This window comes from Paenibacillus sp. Y412MC10 (genome assembly GCF_000024685.1).
GTDB classification, from domain to species: Bacteria; Bacillota; Bacilli; order Paenibacillales; family Paenibacillaceae; genus Paenibacillus_AQ; species Paenibacillus_AQ lautus_A.
Genome location: NC_013406.1, coordinates 692,475 through 706,681 on the forward strand (window position 1 = coordinate 692,475; position 14,207 = coordinate 706,681).

A 14,207-nucleotide genomic window follows, 5' to 3' on the forward strand; every position below is an offset into this window, starting at 1 on the left:
TGCAACGTTCTGATGCGTCATTTGAAGCCACCAGCGTTTTATTTGAGACTGAACTGCATGCCTTCCTTGAACTTTTTGCCGAAGATCGCGAACATGATAATAATCGGCACGGTAAGCAGGACGGATGCCGCATAGAGCGGACCCGGGTAACTGCCGTATGGCCCGAACATCTGGGACAAGAGTACGTTGAGCGTCAGCATGTCGTCGCTGCGGACAACGATCATGTCCCATAGAAGCTCGGTCCAACGCTCCATCAGCAAGAAGAGGAAGATCACCGCAGTGATGGATTTGGACATAGGCAGCATGATTTTGTACAAAATCTTGAAATCCGATGCCCCATCCAGCTTCGCTGCTTCGATAAAAGCATCCGGTACGGCTTTGAAAAAGTTGGTGTACATGAAGATCGCCCATAAACTGACGGCCTTCGGAATGATCATAGCCCAGTACGTATCGTAAAGTCCTACCTTCTGAATAATGAGAAAGTTCGGAATCAGCAGAATGATCGCCGGGAAGAACATATGGAACAACACGAAGTTATTCACGGTGTCGCGTCCCCGGAATTTCAATTTGGACAGCGCATAGGCCACCATGATTCCGAACAGCATCATAAGGAAGGTGGAGGCTACCGAGACGATGACGCTGTTGAAGAAGGCGTTCATCCATGGCCGGGCAATGCCAACCTCGCCTCCGGTAAGAAGCCATTCATAGGATTTTAACGAGAATTTGCTTGGAACGAGCTGCCTGTCCACCTGCGCCCAATCGGCAAAAGAGTTGAGCACCATGTACAAGTAGGGGTACACCATGACGAGAAGCAGAAGGGTTGCCAGTACATAGCGGCCCGCGAGACGACGTTTACTATTTTTCTTAGACCCAACCATTTCGTTTCCCCCAGCTTTCCAGCAGTTTACGAATCACGAAGATGGAGATGAACGTTACGATGGATGCCATAATGGCAATCGCAGACGCGTATCCGGCTTGCAAATTCGTAAAGGCTTGATTAAAGATTTCCATCTGCCATGTATTGGTTGCAAAGTTCGGCCCGCCGCCTGTCAGCTGGTAAACTTCCGTGAAGATACCGAAGGTTACGCCGAACGAGAGAATGAGCGTTGTATACAGGGCAGGGTACAAGAGCGGCAGCGTGATTTTCCAGAATCGCTGCCTGTCGGTTACCCCATCAATGGCAGCTGCTTCATAAACTTCCTTATCAATGCTTTCAAGCCCCGAGGTCAGGATCAAGGCATAATAACCCGTGAACTTCCAGGCCAAAATCAGACCGACGATAAACAGCGCCGAGAACGGTGAGCCGAGCCAGTCGATATTGATCCCGAATGTGCCTCTCAAGAATTCATTGACCGGACTGTTGTAGGACAGAAAGCCCTGTACAATCAGGGATGCAACAACACCAGAGGACAGATACGGCAGAAAGAAGCCGATCAGGTACACGCTTTTGAACTTGGGCAGTCCCTGTATAACAACGGCGACGGCGAGCGACATCGCGGTTACCAATGGAACAAACAGCATCATGAACTTGTAGGTAACCCAGAACGCGGATTGCACCCCGGGTGCGGCCATGGCTTTTCGGAAATTATCCAGCCCTACAAAATCAAATTCGGGGGCAATCAGGTCCCAATTCGTAAAAGAAAGGTACAAGGACCAAAGGAGCGGCCCCAGGAAAAATACCAATCCGAAAATAATGTAGGGACTGGCAAAAAGCCAGCCCAACTTATTGTTTTGCTTATTAATCATGATTAAAGTTCACCTTCAATCGCTTTCTTCATGTTATTCCAACCGGTTTGCGGATCGATCTCCCCGCGGATGACCTTATTAAATGCTTCTTGTCCGATCAAGGTTTGAAGCTCATTGAACTTCGGATTATCCATGGCTGGAACGCCTTTGGACACCGCTTCCGCATAAGGAGCCAGTTCCGGTTTCTCGGCGAGGATCTGCTTGAAGCCTTCCACTTCGTTCAGATCATCGCGCGCCGGAGGCAGGTTGGTTTGCTTGAACCATTTCACGTCATTTTCGTCGTTGGAATAAACCCATTTCAGAAATTCAGCGGCGGCTTGCTGCGATGCTTCGGGAGCGGCGGAGAAGATAACCAGACCTTTTGCATCCGCGTAGGTTTTTGCATCTGCCGGATCCATATGATCCGGTACCGGAGGCAGGGTCAGGGTGAAGTTTTCTCCATATTTAAGTTCAGGATACTTCGTTGCCCACATATCGAATGTCCAAGGACCGATATCGGTGAATACCCCCGCACCGGTTTCGAAAGGATCGGTTGCATTCTGCGCCAATACACCGCCAGCTTTACGAAGGTCATCAACGAAAGTCAGCATTTCCACGCCAGCTTTATCATCCGCAACAAGGCTTTGGCCTTCGATAAATTTGTTGCCGTCGGAAGCTGCGTTGTAGAGCAAGAAGAAATCGAACCAGCGTTTCCAGGCCGTAGGGTCTGCAAGGTCGGCGCCTTTAGCCCACATATATTTATCCGGATATTTCACTTTCAGCTTCGTTGTGGCTTCCAGAACTTCACTGTACGTTTGAGGCGGCTCATTATATCCGATCTCTTTCAGGAAATCCGTTCGCCATCCGATCAGCATCGGGTTAGAGTAGATCGGCAATACATATTGGTGGCCGTCCGCGAATTCCCAAGGAGCGATCGTTTCGGTCATGTTACGGGACTCGACCATTTCCTTAAATTGCGGCAGTTCATCAAGAGCTACAAGCGCTTTACTGTTGGACAGCTGTGCGGCGAATCCACGGTTGATATTCTCCGCGACCGTCGGTGCATTCCCTCCTGCGATGGCAGCCTGAATACTTGCCTCAGAGCTTGGTGATTCTTTAATTGCACTAACGTTAACTTTTACGTCCGGATTCACGGTTTCGTACTCTTTGGCCATCTCTTGCCAAAATGCTTGCTGCGGAGGGTTCGGTGCCGCCCAGAATTCGACGGTGGTAACGCCGTCTGCACTTTGACCGCCGTTGCTGCCGCCGTTACCACAAGCAGCGAGTACCGTTCCACCTACCAATGAGATTGCTAGAAGCAAAGAAATTCTTGATTTTTTCATATTGACCCTTCCTCCTAAATGCAATAGGTCTTCCAATAAAGGAAGTTGACATTGCTAATTTTGTAACGTTACAAAAATATAATTACAAATTACTGAAAGCGTTATATTCACATTATTGTTCATTACACATAGGTTTGTCAACGCTTTAACCCCCAAAATACGACAAACAATTAATTCCTGTGAGGTAAATCACATAAATATAGTGCTTTACATAATTATTTTGTAACGTTAAAATAATGTTTGTAATGTTCGAGCGTGAGCTTTCAAATCTCTGATTGTTTTCGGTATAGTATGATGAGAATCCATTCGTCCTATACAACTATTCTTACTATAAAGAGAAAGGAACGTTATCCTTGACCAAGCCAAAAGTTACGATGCAGGATATCGCAGACTACTTGCAAATCTCCAAGAATTCGGTTTCGCAAGCATTATCAGGTAAAGGCGGTGTCAGCGAGGAGACGCGCAAGCTCATCATGCAAACGGCTGATGAGCTCGGCTACGTCTATACCGGAAATCGCAAACGATCCTCGGATCAAGAGGACGAGGAAGAATCTACAGGCAGTATTGCTCTAGTAGCAACGGATTTTGCCTTCTCTATGCGGGGCTTTTTCGGGGAAATCTACCTTACTATAGAAAATGAAGTGCAGAAGAGAGGGAAGAAGCTGCTGATCCAATCCATTTCCCAGCAGATGATGAAGGATCAGACGCTGCCCCCTTTTATCGAGGGAAGGGAAGTCGACGGGATCTTGATCCTTTCGCATCTTAGTACCGAATATATGAACACCTTGATCGATACCGGTATTCCTACCGTGCTCATCGATCATCACCATCCTGATGTGCAAGCCGATGCCATTCTTACGAACAACCGGTTCAGCGCCTATCATGTCGTTAAGTATCTCTATGAGCTGGGACATGCACGCATTGGCTTTGTTGGCAATACGTCCTTCTCCCCAAGCTATTATGAACGTCTGGAAGGTTTCAAGCTTGCCCATCATGAACTCGGCATGGAGCTGCACCCGAAATGGATTCTTAGCGATGCGCTGGAAGATCAGGAATTTATGGAGAAGCGGCTGCAGGGGCTGGACGAACAGCCGACTGCCTGGTTCTGCGTGAATGACGGTCTCGGGTTTATCGTGAATTCGACCATTTATAATATGGGCTATTCGATTCCGGGCGATATTTCCATTGTCAGCTTTGATAACGGACAGCTTTCCAGATTGGCTACGCCCAAGACAACCACCATGGGAGTGGACCTGAGACTATTCGGTCAAACGGCGATCCGGCAACTGTTTTGGCGGATGAAGCAGCCGGATGCGCCGCATATGGAGCTGCTGCTGCCGACAACACTCATTGAACGTGATTCCACATCGGCCCCGCGCAATTAACATAACGAATCGATGATTTCGGGATGGAGGCTTATTTACAACATGACCATTCAAGCACAAGAACAAGCTGTACAGGCATATAAACGATGGCTGAACAGCCGGGTGATTGACGAAGCGTCCAAGGATGAGCTTCGCGCTATTGCACATAACGAGAGCGAAATCGCAGACCGTTTCTATAAGGAACTGGAATTCGGAACCGGCGGACTGCGGGGAGTGATCGGTGCGGGCAGCAACAGGATCAATATCTATACCGTGGGGAAAGCAACCCAAGGGCTTGCTGCTGTGTTAAAACAGGAGTACGAATCGCCATCGGCGGCGATTGCGTACGATTCCAGGCAATTCTCTCCCGAACTTGCGCTTGAAGCGGCACTTGTGCTCGCAGGGAATGGCGTTAAGGCTTATGTATTTGAAACTCTTCGTCCGACGCCCGAATTGTCGTATGCCGTGCGGCATCTGAACGCAGAGGCGGGAATCGTGATTACCGCAAGCCATAATCCGCCGGAATATAACGGATATAAGGTGTACGGTTCGGATGGGGGACAGATTACGCCCGATACGGCAGCCAGAGTGATTAAGGAGATCGGGCATGTCGCTTCTTTTGAAGAAATCCGTAAGCTGGACCGGGCAGAGGCGGAAGGGAGCGGCCTGCTCGTATGGCTCGGCCAAGAGATCGATGATGCTTATACCCTCGCCGTTGCAGGCGTAAGCCAAAATCACGGAATCATACCTGAAGCCAGCAGCAATTACCGAATCGTATTTACGCCGCTGCATGGAACCGGTAACGTTCCTGTACGTGCGGTACTGAAGCATCTAGGTTTTCAGCATGTGGATGTCGTGCCGGAACAAGAACAACCGGATGCCAATTTCTCAACCGTGCAATCGCCTAATCCCGAAGAACATGCCGCATTTGAGATTGCCATCTCCCAAGCCAAGGCGAGCGCGGCTGACCTCATTCTCGGAACCGACCCGGATGCGGACCGCATGGGGGCCGTCATTCAGGATGATCAAGGACAGTATTTCATCCTTAGCGGCAACCAGTCCGGTGCCATCATGGTGCACTACTTGCTGGAATCCATGAAGAACAAAGGTACCCTTCCGGAGAACGGCGCGATCATCAAGACGATTGTGACCAGCGATATGGGAGCTGCCATTGCGGATGCATACGGTATGACCGTGTTCAACACGCTGACCGGGTTTAAATACATCGGGGAGAAAATGACGCAGTTCGAGAAGACCGGAGCGTTTGAATTTATTTTTGGTTATGAGGAAAGTTACGGTTATCTTGCCGGCAGCTATGCCCGTGATAAGGACGCTGTCGTTGCAGCCATGCTCATAGCCGAGGCGGGTGCTTACTATAAAACGCAAGGTAAGACTTTATATGAAGTGCTCCAAGAGTTGTACCGAACCTATGGCTATTTTGCCGAGAAGCTGGAGACGAGAACGCTTAAGGGCATTCAAGGCGTACAGCTGATTGCAGGTATCATGAGCGCTTGGCGTGAAGCGGCACCAAGCGAAGCGGCGGGGATTGAACTCAGCGAAACCGAGGATTTCAGCCTGGGACTATATGGTCTGCCACAAGAGAATGTGTTGAAATTCCATCTTGCCGACGGTAGCTGGTTCTGCCTTCGTCCGTCCGGCACGGAGCCGAAGATCAAGTTGTATTTTGCTGTTCAGGGCAGCACGTATGAAGAGGCGCAGGCTAAGATCGCTGCGCTTACGCAAGATGTAATGGCTCGAATTGATGCTTATATCGAACAGCACCAGAAATAGAAAAAAAGGACTGAACCCGATCGTTCGCTTCGGAACGGAAGGGTTCAGTCTTTTTTGGATATCGGCCAGCCTTTGGAAGGCAGGCCGATATTGTATGGCGTAAGAATGGCAAAAGCTGCGATAATCGTTTGAATTCATGATTCCAGAAACCGCTCTCGCTAGCGCCTGTGATGCACCGGAACTTCTTTACGACCCTGTTTCATGGGTGCCTGGCATAATGGACAGGCCTTGCTCTCCCGATCCCTCGTCTTAGCAGGGATACGTGCGTTGACTCGCTGCCAGCCCTTGCAATTAGGGCTGGTGCACAGCCATACGTCGACGATCTCCGTCGCAGCGGGAGCAGCCGGAGACTGCGGCTCGGGAGCAGAACTCGACCCTGACCGTGAACCTGAACCGAAAAGTTGGCTCGTCTGGTTAACGTCGCTCCCGGTCCTTCGTCTGGCAGAAGCGGAAGGCGATGAAGGCTTGGCCGAGGTTTCTATGCGGATCGTACGTTTGGCCGTAAAGGCTGTGCGGGTCGTTGACCCTGCGCCCTTGTTCGGTATGCTGTTGCCCTGTTTGCTCTGTTCATCCGTGAGGAACACGTCCCGGAAGAAGCGGGAAACCTCCGCTTTCCGTCCGCGATAAAAGCCCGGGGAACTGATCACCAGTTCATCCCGTGCTCTGGTGATGGCAACATAAGCCAATCTGCGTTCCTCTTCCAGCGCATCCAAGGCCTTATCCTCTTTGTCCGACAGCGGGCGCTGATCGTCCCTGCGCTCGGCGTCCAAAGCGGACGTATGCGGCAGAATGCCCTCGCTCGCTCCGATCAGGCACACCGAGGGAAATTCCAGCCCCTTGGATTTATGGATGGTCATTAAGCGGACGGCATCGGCATGCTCATCCCGTTTCATGGCTGCCATTTCCTTATGGATAATGATCAGCCGGTCGACAAATCCGACGAATTCAGCGATATCGCCAAAGCGCTTGGCGGAAGCCTCCAGTTCATCCAGCCCCTCTTGAATGAATTCCTTATGGAGGGTGATCTCCTGCCGCTCGTCGGCCTCCAGGAATTTATCGTAGAATTGCCGCCTCATTTCCTGCACGGCCTGAAGGGGCTCCATCGCCTTCAGGCCCTTGATGAGTTTGGAGCGTTCCCTTATATTCTCGATCTGGAAATCCTTCAGCCCGGGGAAGGAAAGAAGGTGCGAAAGAGGCCCTTTCTTGGGCCGCGGAGCATCCTGCTGCCGGATGAAAGCCATGCCCTTGTCGCGGTTGATGTACAGCGTATGAAGCATGCCCTCCATCGCCGTGAAATTGCGCCGGTCCAGCGACAGCCGCAGATGATCCATGAGCGGCTTGACGATCCACTGCTCGTAGAACAGATCCCCGTTCTCATAATGAATGAACGGAATTTCCCGCATCACGAGCTGCTCGAAGATCGCCCGGCTGTTGTTTGCGGTGCGATAGAGAATGGCATGGTCGCGGTACTGCTTCCCGTGCTCCCGGACCTGCTCGGTGATATGGGTCAGCAGCAGCTCCGCTTCTTGATCGGGATCACCGGGTCGAAGGTAGAGCGGCACGCTGCTGCTCTTGCGGGTCGACCGCAGCTGCTTGGGGCGCCGCCGTTCATTGACGCGGATAATTTCGTTCCCCAGCCCGACGATCGAGGAGAGGGAGCGGTAATTGATATCGAGCGTCACGACCTTGGCCCCGGGAAACGTCTGGTCGAATTCCAGGATGAATTCGTTGCGCGCCCCGTTGAAGCCATATATGGTCTGGTCATCGTCACCCACAACCATTAAATTGCGGTGCGGGGCGACGATTTTTTTGAGCAGCTCATAAGGCAGCAGTCCCGTATCCTGAAACTCGTCGACCATGACATAACGGTACCGGCTCTGAAGGGAGGCGAGCAGTCCGGAATCATGGGACAGCAGACGATAGGACAAGACCAGAATGTCGTCGAAATCCATCTGGCCATGCTCTTCCTTCCATGCTTCATACCGGGCAAAAATCTGCCGCTGTTCAACCTCGGCAGGCGTTTTGACAGGCAGCTCGTCAAGTCCGGTCATACTCATCCGGTGGGCGGACCACAGCGATAGCAGCGTCTCGGCTTCGTAGCTATCCTGCAAGCCCATTTCCCGCAGGATGCGCTTCATGATAAATTGCTGATGCCTGGCGTTGCTCAGGATTTCCTGCTTGTAGCCGCGGGTTCGCAGCAAGTACAGGAAGAAGGAATGGAAGGTTCTTGCCGTTACCTTGGCGGTTTCGCTGGACCTCAAGCCGGGAAGCGCCATGATGCGCTCCTTCATCTCGGCCGCCGCCTTGGAGGAGAAGGTGACAAGCAGGATGGAAGACGGCTCGACGCTCTTGGCGGCAATGAGGTAGCCTGTCCGGCTGACCAGCACGGAGGTTTTGCCGGAGCCTGCGCCGGCAAGCGTAAGCAGCGGTCCTTGCGTATGTCGTACGGCCTGAATCTGGGCGCGGTTCAGCAGCAGTCCCTGGGATTCCAAGCCGCGAAAAAAAGCCGCATCCGGCGCGTCATCGCGGATCAGGTCCCGGCTGTTCTCGAAAGAAGCCAGCTTCGCAAACGGAATATCCTGACGCTCACCGCCGTACGGGCGTTTATAAAAGGGTATGGATGTCATGAAATTCACCAATCATTTCGTATTTCGTTTATCGTCTTACCAGTTTAACGGATTCTCGGAAGTCTGGCAAAGTGGAGGATATGGGTAAGCGCATGGGCGAAGCTCTTATGATTCATGGCATGTATCATCGTTCATGAGGGTTATGACCATAAGCTTCACTCCCAACTTGATAGAGGGAGAAGGTGTTATATTAAGTAGGAATGTTCAAGAGTATCCATAATCCATGTAGAAGGAGGGATGTCATGCTGGTTGTTATTGCTTTGCTGCAGCTCATCATGATCGGCATTTTGCTGAACATCAACAGCAAGCTGAAACCGCGCGATTATATTGCTGATGCGATGGAGAGGGACCGCCGGATCCGGGAAGAGCGGGAGAAGAAGCAGCAAATGGAGTTATGGTCCCACGAGGCAAGCGCAGGCAGCAGGGATCATTCATGACCTGAATCTTTTATATGACTAACGAAAAATCCCGGAATTGCCATGAAGGAAGAAGTCCGGGATTTTTTGCTGCCCTATGTCATTGTGCATATCGTGCGCATCGATCTCTGGACGCACGGAGCGTGGCCGGGGCATGCTCAGAGGGCCGGCGGCCTCATTTCATGTTAGCCAGCCAGTTGCAGTATATGGCACTCGCCATAAGACCATCACTCGATCCAATTCCACAGCCGCACTTCCCCGACCCGCAGATCGTGGACCCAGGATACCTCGCGCAAGGTCAGCAGCTCTTTGACAGGGCCGGTAATGACGGCGCCATAGAGGCGAACGCCGTTCTGTTCCACGTAAGCTACGGAAGCGTCCACGTCAATGAAGGGAGCCACCCGCTCGGCAATCAGGTCATACTCCTGCAGAAGCCGCAGCGATTTGATGAAGTGCTCATTCCGCAGCTCCCCGTCCCCGTAGGTGTCTACAGAAGGGTAATGTCCGCCGCTAAATGTGGTTTTGCTAAACCATCCCGTTTTTTGCTCCTGATAAGAGGTCACTGTCAAATCGTCATGATGCCAGACGGGATAAGAAGGAAAGCCGACAGGATGGGAGATTACGCCGTCCCCGCCGCCGAATCGGTTATCCGGCCCGGTATCGACGGCAAACCAGACGGCCTCCATATTCCGGTCTTCGAATTGTTTCAGCAGCTCGTCGGTCGTGAAGAAACGGTTAAACGATACATAAGCCTCGGCCACGGTGCCTTCGGGAAGCTTTTCAAGCCTGGACCAATCGCCGCTCTTTGCAGAGGAGGTGCTAACGTTCTGTTCATTTGACTGTTCGTTGGGTTCTTCTTGATTCGCGGAAGAAGTCGCCGCAGAGCTATCCGGCCGGTAGAAAATCTGCGATGAACCCGAGCTGCCATTATTCCAATCCACATCGACGGACGGCAGCCCGAACAGGAAGTTGACGGTGTATTCGCCGACGGTCACGCGTTCACTCCCTACCTGTTTGTCTATATCTCCGTACACTTCCTGCCGGAAGAAGGCTCTGACCTGGCTATTTAAACGTACGTCGATATTAGGCTTCGAGATCGAGATGGCGGAAGCGATGGCATCCCGATATTTATCGTTGCGGCTGGGATCGCCGACCCCATAAAACAGCGCCGTTATGATCGAGCTGATGACGAATATCGCCAGAAACGCCGATATCACCGTCAACGTATTGGAGATTCGGGCCCGCCATTTGCCCCGGCGAACGATTCGCTTTTCTTTCTTGGGCGAGAGGCCGGTCTGGCCGTCAGCGGCATGCGGGGTGCCGGCATCGCTCGAACGCTCGTTATCCATGATCTCGTTCACGTAAGCCTGGTATTCCTCCAGCTTCTCCATTTCCCGTTCGATTTCGTTTTTTTCCTCGTCGCTCAGCTTGCCCTCCGCATAGTCCTTCAGCCGCTGCCTGAATTCTTCGCTCATAAATTCCCGTCCTTTCGTTTCATGTCCCGCAGCCGCTGCCTGGCCCGAAATAACGTGATCTTGATATGGGATAAGGTGATGCCCATAATATCCGCCGCCTCCTGGTAGGTGAATTGATGAAAATCGACCAGGAGCACCGCTTGCCGCTGCCTCTCCGGAATATCGGCCAGCATCCGTCCGAGTTCTCTGTGGACTTCTTGCTGGAGCAGGATGTTCTCGGGCGTATTCCGGTCTATCATCTGATCGAAAAATTCCGCGTCCCGGACGATGCTGCGGCTCGCCTTGCGCTGATAGTCCACGTAAGCGTTATGGGCAACCCGAAACAGCCATGGCTTGATTCGTTCTTCCTTCCAATCCTCGAGATACAAATAAGCCCGGTAAAAGGTTTCCTGCACCAGGTCCTCGGCCGTATGGTGATCGTAAGAGAGGGAGTACAAGTAACGATACACGTCTTTCACGTAATATTGATAAATCGATCCCAGACTGTTCAGTTTCATGTCCTCCCCTCTATGTAACACACGTATAACCAGGGCATAAAGTTACAGCTAGGCTGTGAAAAAATGACACGGGGCTTTAACCCGTAAATCGCAAAAGCAAAGGCAAAAGCAAAAGCCCGCCAAGTGAGCGGGCTTCCGATAGCATATGAAGGGCTGCATAGAGAAGGAGGCTGCCGTAAACGGTGGGGCTCACGCGCCTCTGCAGCATTCGGACATCACTGGCTGTTCTTGTTGATGTAGGCCGTAAGCAATTTATACTGCTTGCTGTCTTTTTCGGCATAGTCCAGCGCCGTCTTTCCGGAAGCGTCTTGAAGGGAGGCATCTGCCTTGTGCTGGTTCAGCAGCTTGTCGATGTAGAAGTCATTCTTGTGGATGACCGCCAGATGAAGCGGCGTCTGACCTTCGAAATTCGGCAGGTTGTAATCAAGCTCTCCGGCTTGTCCGTCCATCTGTACAAATGGGTCGTATAGGGAAGAATCGCCGTCTAGAATCAAATAATGCAGCAGCCCGTTGCCGGTGGTTTCATCTTGCGAATACAGCCTCGCTTCACCGGCAGCGATAACGATATAAATCTTTTGCATATTCAATTCGCCGTTGACTTCGATCAGCTGGCCGAGGTTTTTCACCAAATGACGCTCGTGAGCAGGTGCTCCTTCGGACTCGGAAGGCGCAGTCGGGCCGACCGGGATCGCCTCTCCACTCGAGGATTGGGGAATAATTCCGATTCCCTCGGGACCGACAGAGCCGACCCGATATCCAAGCGCTTCCGAGAAGTCCCGCACGGGGACATACAGCTTGTTCTGTATGACTACCGGTGAATCCGACAGCCGGGCTTCCGATCCGTTGACCACAATTTTGGATTGGGATGGAAATGCCTTCAGATAAACGGCGGCACCAACGGCCGTACCGGCTGTCAGCGCCACGCCGACGATCGCGCCGAGTGCAAAAGCAGGAACAGAAGAGAAGCGTTTTTTCATAATATCCTCCCATGATCACATATGGACTTTTACTCCATTATATACCAATGCGGCGTTATCTCCATTGAATATCCGGATCCAATACGACGATTCTCTGCTCATCGACAGCCTTTTTCAGCAGATCTTCCTTCAGCTGCTTCGTGCTGGTTATGACGTCAGGCTGGTTTGTCTTCATTTCCGTTGTCCGTTTATTCATGAATCGTTCGATCGATAGCATGTCCCGATATTCCGGCGGGGAGTAGTCTTCCCAGTACTGATCTTCGCTGATGCCCATCGCATCCAGCATGCGCATGTGCTGCTCTTGCACTTGTCGCGGCTGGCTCTCGAGCGTTTCCCGAAGCTGCCTTGCCCTCTGAGCCCCATCCTCCAGACTTGCCGCAACGCCCTCTTCATCAGCCAGCTGAAGCATCAATTCCTTTGCTGCCATGTCTTTAAGGAGCGCGGAGTCATCAGGTAGGGGGGTGTCACTCTTTGTGAGGTTATCCTTGTAGGCGGTTAAATGTGTACGCGTGATGTAGGTGGCGCCGACTTGAATCAGCGCCTGACCGTTCAGGCTGTCGTTCATGCGGTGCTTCCCGCCTGAGCGATCGGAAGCATCGGTAAAGTACAGGATGGTGCTTATCGTCAGGACGCTTGCTATGGCGATGCTAAGGATGGCGATGAATTTACGGTTTAATTTCATGCAGTCATTCCTCCTGGCATGAATGTATGGAAGCTTCGATACTAATATAGACGTTTTACCAACCTGAAAGGTTCTACAAAAATATGAAAAAAACGCCTGAAAGCACAACATCAAAGTGCTTTCAGGCGCAGGCGGCCACCGTGATCGGACCGGCTTCGGGAGCGATGCTTATTTGCGAAGCAGGCGAGTTCTATGCGCGTAAATGATCGCTTTGTCCGCGAGAAATGCCGCGTAGAGCAGCAGGAAGACCGCATAGGGAAATCCGGTGCCGTCCAGGCTCGGAACGAGCCATTCGGCGGCAATGAAATACAGCAGCGTCAGGAGCACCGGCAGCTGCCGCTTCAGACGGTATTTCCAGACGGACCAGATGATGCCGGCGACCCCGGCAAACAGCATGACCAGACGGACTGCATCCAATGCGGATTGCACGATTTTTCTTGCTTCCTCGTTTCCGATGGCAGCCGCATATTTGGAGGTGCGGCCCGCAAATATGCTTCGGAACAGATGAACCAATGGATTGCCCTCGATGTATCTGGATTCCAGCCACAGCGCGGCGAGATTCCACGGACCGGACATATACCTCAATTTATTGAACAGCGGGATGTTCAGCCACCATGGAGACAAGATGAGCAGGTATCCCGCGCTAATGAGAAGGATCCCCCCGGTTACGATCTTGACCGGACTGCGGTATTTGATCCAGAAGGCAATGAACAATACAGGATACAGCAGCGCCTGGAGGTTGTAGCAGGCCATAAGTGCCGTAAGCGCGCCGGCAGCCGCGTACCATCCCGCCTGCTTCAATTCAAGCGCTCCGATGACGGCGCAGACAAGAAGAAGCATCAAAGTTTGCATGGTCGTATCCGGCAGGATCAGGCGGACGGCGCCATAAGCCGGCCAGAATAGCGCATAGATCATGCAAGAGAGAAAAGCGATCCGCGTATTGAACATGTAGCGGGACAGCACAAACACCAAGTAGACGGAAAATGCATGAAACAAGCATTGGAGCAGCTGATAGCCGATCAGGGCAGCCTCCATGCTTCCGAATATAGCGGAAAGTCCGGCAATCATAAGCGGCACACCGGGCATGACACTGGAGGCATGCTCTTCCAGGTCTCCACCGGGGTGGCTGATCATGGCCGCACTTTGGATATACCGTTCTTCGATCACGCTGCTTATGCTGGGTGAACGTTCATGAAGACCGGTCAGCACCAGCAGACATGACAACACCAGAACCGTCGCTATCAGTACCAGCAGCATCCTTCGCTGCACACGGTTTAAAGTCCATATGGAAAACAAAGGGTCCACTCCAC

General features: G+C 52.1%; 12 protein-coding genes. 3 read left to right on the plus strand and 9 right to left on the minus strand.

Annotated features, from left to right (window positions below; translation table 11 throughout):
* Positions 1–38: 38 nt before the first annotated feature.
* Genes GYMC10_RS02940 through GYMC10_RS02950 form a run of 3 tightly spaced genes read right to left on the minus strand, consistent with a single transcriptional unit; the run spans position 39 to position 3,068 of the window.
* Positions 39–878 carry a carbohydrate ABC transporter permease gene (locus GYMC10_RS02940; protein WP_012818776.1) on the minus strand — a complete coding sequence of 280 codons (840 nt, stop codon included), beginning with the start codon at positions 876–878 and terminating at the stop codon, positions 39–41.
* Positions 865–1,743 (minus strand): carbohydrate ABC transporter permease, encoded by an 879-nt coding sequence (locus GYMC10_RS02945; protein ID WP_235201867.1) that lies wholly within the window; start codon positions 1,741–1,743, stop codon positions 865–867. The genes GYMC10_RS02940 and GYMC10_RS02945 overlap by 14 nt, the downstream gene beginning before the upstream one ends.
* A gap of 5 nt (positions 1,744–1,748) precedes the next feature.
* Positions 1,749–3,068: an ABC transporter substrate-binding protein gene (locus GYMC10_RS02950; protein WP_012818778.1), complete on the minus strand. Its 1,320-nt coding sequence runs from the start codon at positions 3,066–3,068 to the stop codon at positions 1,749–1,751.
* A 353-nt stretch (positions 3,069–3,421) separates the two neighbouring features.
* On the opposite strand from GYMC10_RS02950, the gene GYMC10_RS02955 reads away from it, so the two are divergent.
* Together GYMC10_RS02955 and GYMC10_RS02960 are read left to right on the plus strand one after the other, a co-directional pair.
* The gene (locus GYMC10_RS02955; RefSeq protein WP_012818779.1) at positions 3,422–4,453 is read left to right on the plus strand and encodes a LacI family DNA-binding transcriptional regulator; all 1,032 of its coding nucleotides are present in this window, start codon (positions 3,422–3,424) and stop codon (positions 4,451–4,453) included.
* Between the two features lie 42 nt (positions 4,454–4,495).
* Positions 4,496–6,223, plus strand: a complete 1,728-nt coding sequence (locus GYMC10_RS02960) for a phospho-sugar mutase (protein WP_012818780.1) — start codon at positions 4,496–4,498, stop codon at positions 6,221–6,223.
* 158 nt (positions 6,224–6,381) lie between these two features.
* Here GYMC10_RS02960 and GYMC10_RS02965 read toward each other — a convergent pair whose 3' ends face one another.
* Positions 6,382–8,850, minus strand: a complete 2,469-nt coding sequence (locus tag GYMC10_RS02965; protein WP_012818781.1) for a UvrD-helicase domain-containing protein — start codon at positions 8,848–8,850, stop codon at positions 6,382–6,384.
* A 242-nt stretch (positions 8,851–9,092) separates the two neighbouring features.
* Here GYMC10_RS02965 and GYMC10_RS02970 point away from each other — a divergent pair, with 242 nt between their 5' ends.
* Positions 9,093–9,287 carry a hypothetical protein gene (locus GYMC10_RS02970; RefSeq protein WP_012818782.1) on the plus strand — a complete coding sequence of 65 codons (195 nt, stop codon included), beginning with the start codon at positions 9,093–9,095 and terminating at the stop codon, positions 9,285–9,287.
* 206 nt (positions 9,288–9,493) lie between these two features.
* Here GYMC10_RS02970 and GYMC10_RS02975 read toward each other — a convergent pair whose 3' ends face one another.
* The 5 genes from GYMC10_RS02975 to GYMC10_RS02995 all read right to left on the minus strand — a co-directional run bounded on the left by GYMC10_RS02975 (position 9,494) and on the right by GYMC10_RS02995 (position 14,193).
* A complete protein-coding gene (locus GYMC10_RS02975; RefSeq protein ID WP_012818784.1) occupies positions 9,494–10,741 on the minus strand; it encodes an anti-sigma factor in 1,248 nt (415 codons plus the stop codon).
* Positions 10,738–11,238 carry a sigma-70 family RNA polymerase sigma factor gene (locus GYMC10_RS02980; RefSeq protein WP_012818785.1) on the minus strand — a complete coding sequence of 167 codons (501 nt, stop codon included), beginning with the start codon at positions 11,236–11,238 and terminating at the stop codon, positions 10,738–10,740. Before GYMC10_RS02980 ends, GYMC10_RS02975 begins: the two co-directional genes overlap by 4 nt.
* A 215-nt stretch (positions 11,239–11,453) precedes the next feature.
* The gene (locus GYMC10_RS02985; RefSeq protein ID WP_012818786.1) at positions 11,454–12,215 is read right to left on the minus strand and encodes a stalk domain-containing protein; all 762 of its coding nucleotides are present in this window, start codon (positions 12,213–12,215) and stop codon (positions 11,454–11,456) included.
* 55 nt (positions 12,216–12,270) lie between these two features.
* A complete protein-coding gene (locus GYMC10_RS02990; protein ID WP_012818787.1) occupies positions 12,271–12,897 on the minus strand; it encodes a hypothetical protein in 627 nt (208 codons plus the stop codon).
* 168 nt (positions 12,898–13,065) lie between these two features.
* Positions 13,066–14,193, minus strand: coding sequence for an ArnT family glycosyltransferase (locus tag GYMC10_RS02995; protein WP_012818788.1), 1,128 nt, complete (start codon positions 14,191–14,193; stop codon positions 13,066–13,068).
* Between the last annotated feature and the right edge of the window lie 14 nt (positions 14,194–14,207).

What these genes read in the sequence shown, in the direction of transcription:
- GYMC10_RS02940 (WP_012818776.1), bottom strand. Translation starts at nt 878, where the DNA reads ATGGTTGGGTCTAAGAAAAATAGTAAACGTCGTCTCGCGGGCCGCTAT.
- GYMC10_RS02950 (WP_012818778.1), bottom strand. Translation starts at nt 3,068, where the DNA reads ATGAAAAAATCAAGAATTTCTTTGCTTCTAGCAATCTCATTGGTAGGT.
- GYMC10_RS02960 (WP_012818780.1), top strand. Translation starts at nt 4,496, where the DNA reads ATGACCATTCAAGCACAAGAACAAGCTGTACAGGCATATAAACGATGG.
- GYMC10_RS02965 (WP_012818781.1), bottom strand. Translation starts at nt 8,850, where the DNA reads ATGACATCCATACCCTTTTATAAACGCCCGTACGGCGGTGAGCGTCAG.
- GYMC10_RS02970 (WP_012818782.1), top strand. Translation starts at nt 9,093, where the DNA reads ATGCTGGTTGTTATTGCTTTGCTGCAGCTCATCATGATCGGCATTTTG.
- GYMC10_RS02975 (WP_012818784.1), bottom strand. Translation starts at nt 10,741, where the DNA reads ATGAGCGAAGAATTCAGGCAGCGGCTGAAGGACTATGCGGAGGGCAAG.
- GYMC10_RS02980 (WP_012818785.1), bottom strand. Translation starts at nt 11,238, where the DNA reads ATGAAACTGAACAGTCTGGGATCGATTTATCAATATTACGTGAAAGAC.
- GYMC10_RS02985 (WP_012818786.1), bottom strand. Translation starts at nt 12,215, where the DNA reads ATGAAAAAACGCTTCTCTTCTGTTCCTGCTTTTGCACTCGGCGCGATC.
- GYMC10_RS02990 (WP_012818787.1), bottom strand. Translation starts at nt 12,897, where the DNA reads ATGAAATTAAACCGTAAATTCATCGCCATCCTTAGCATCGCCATAGCA.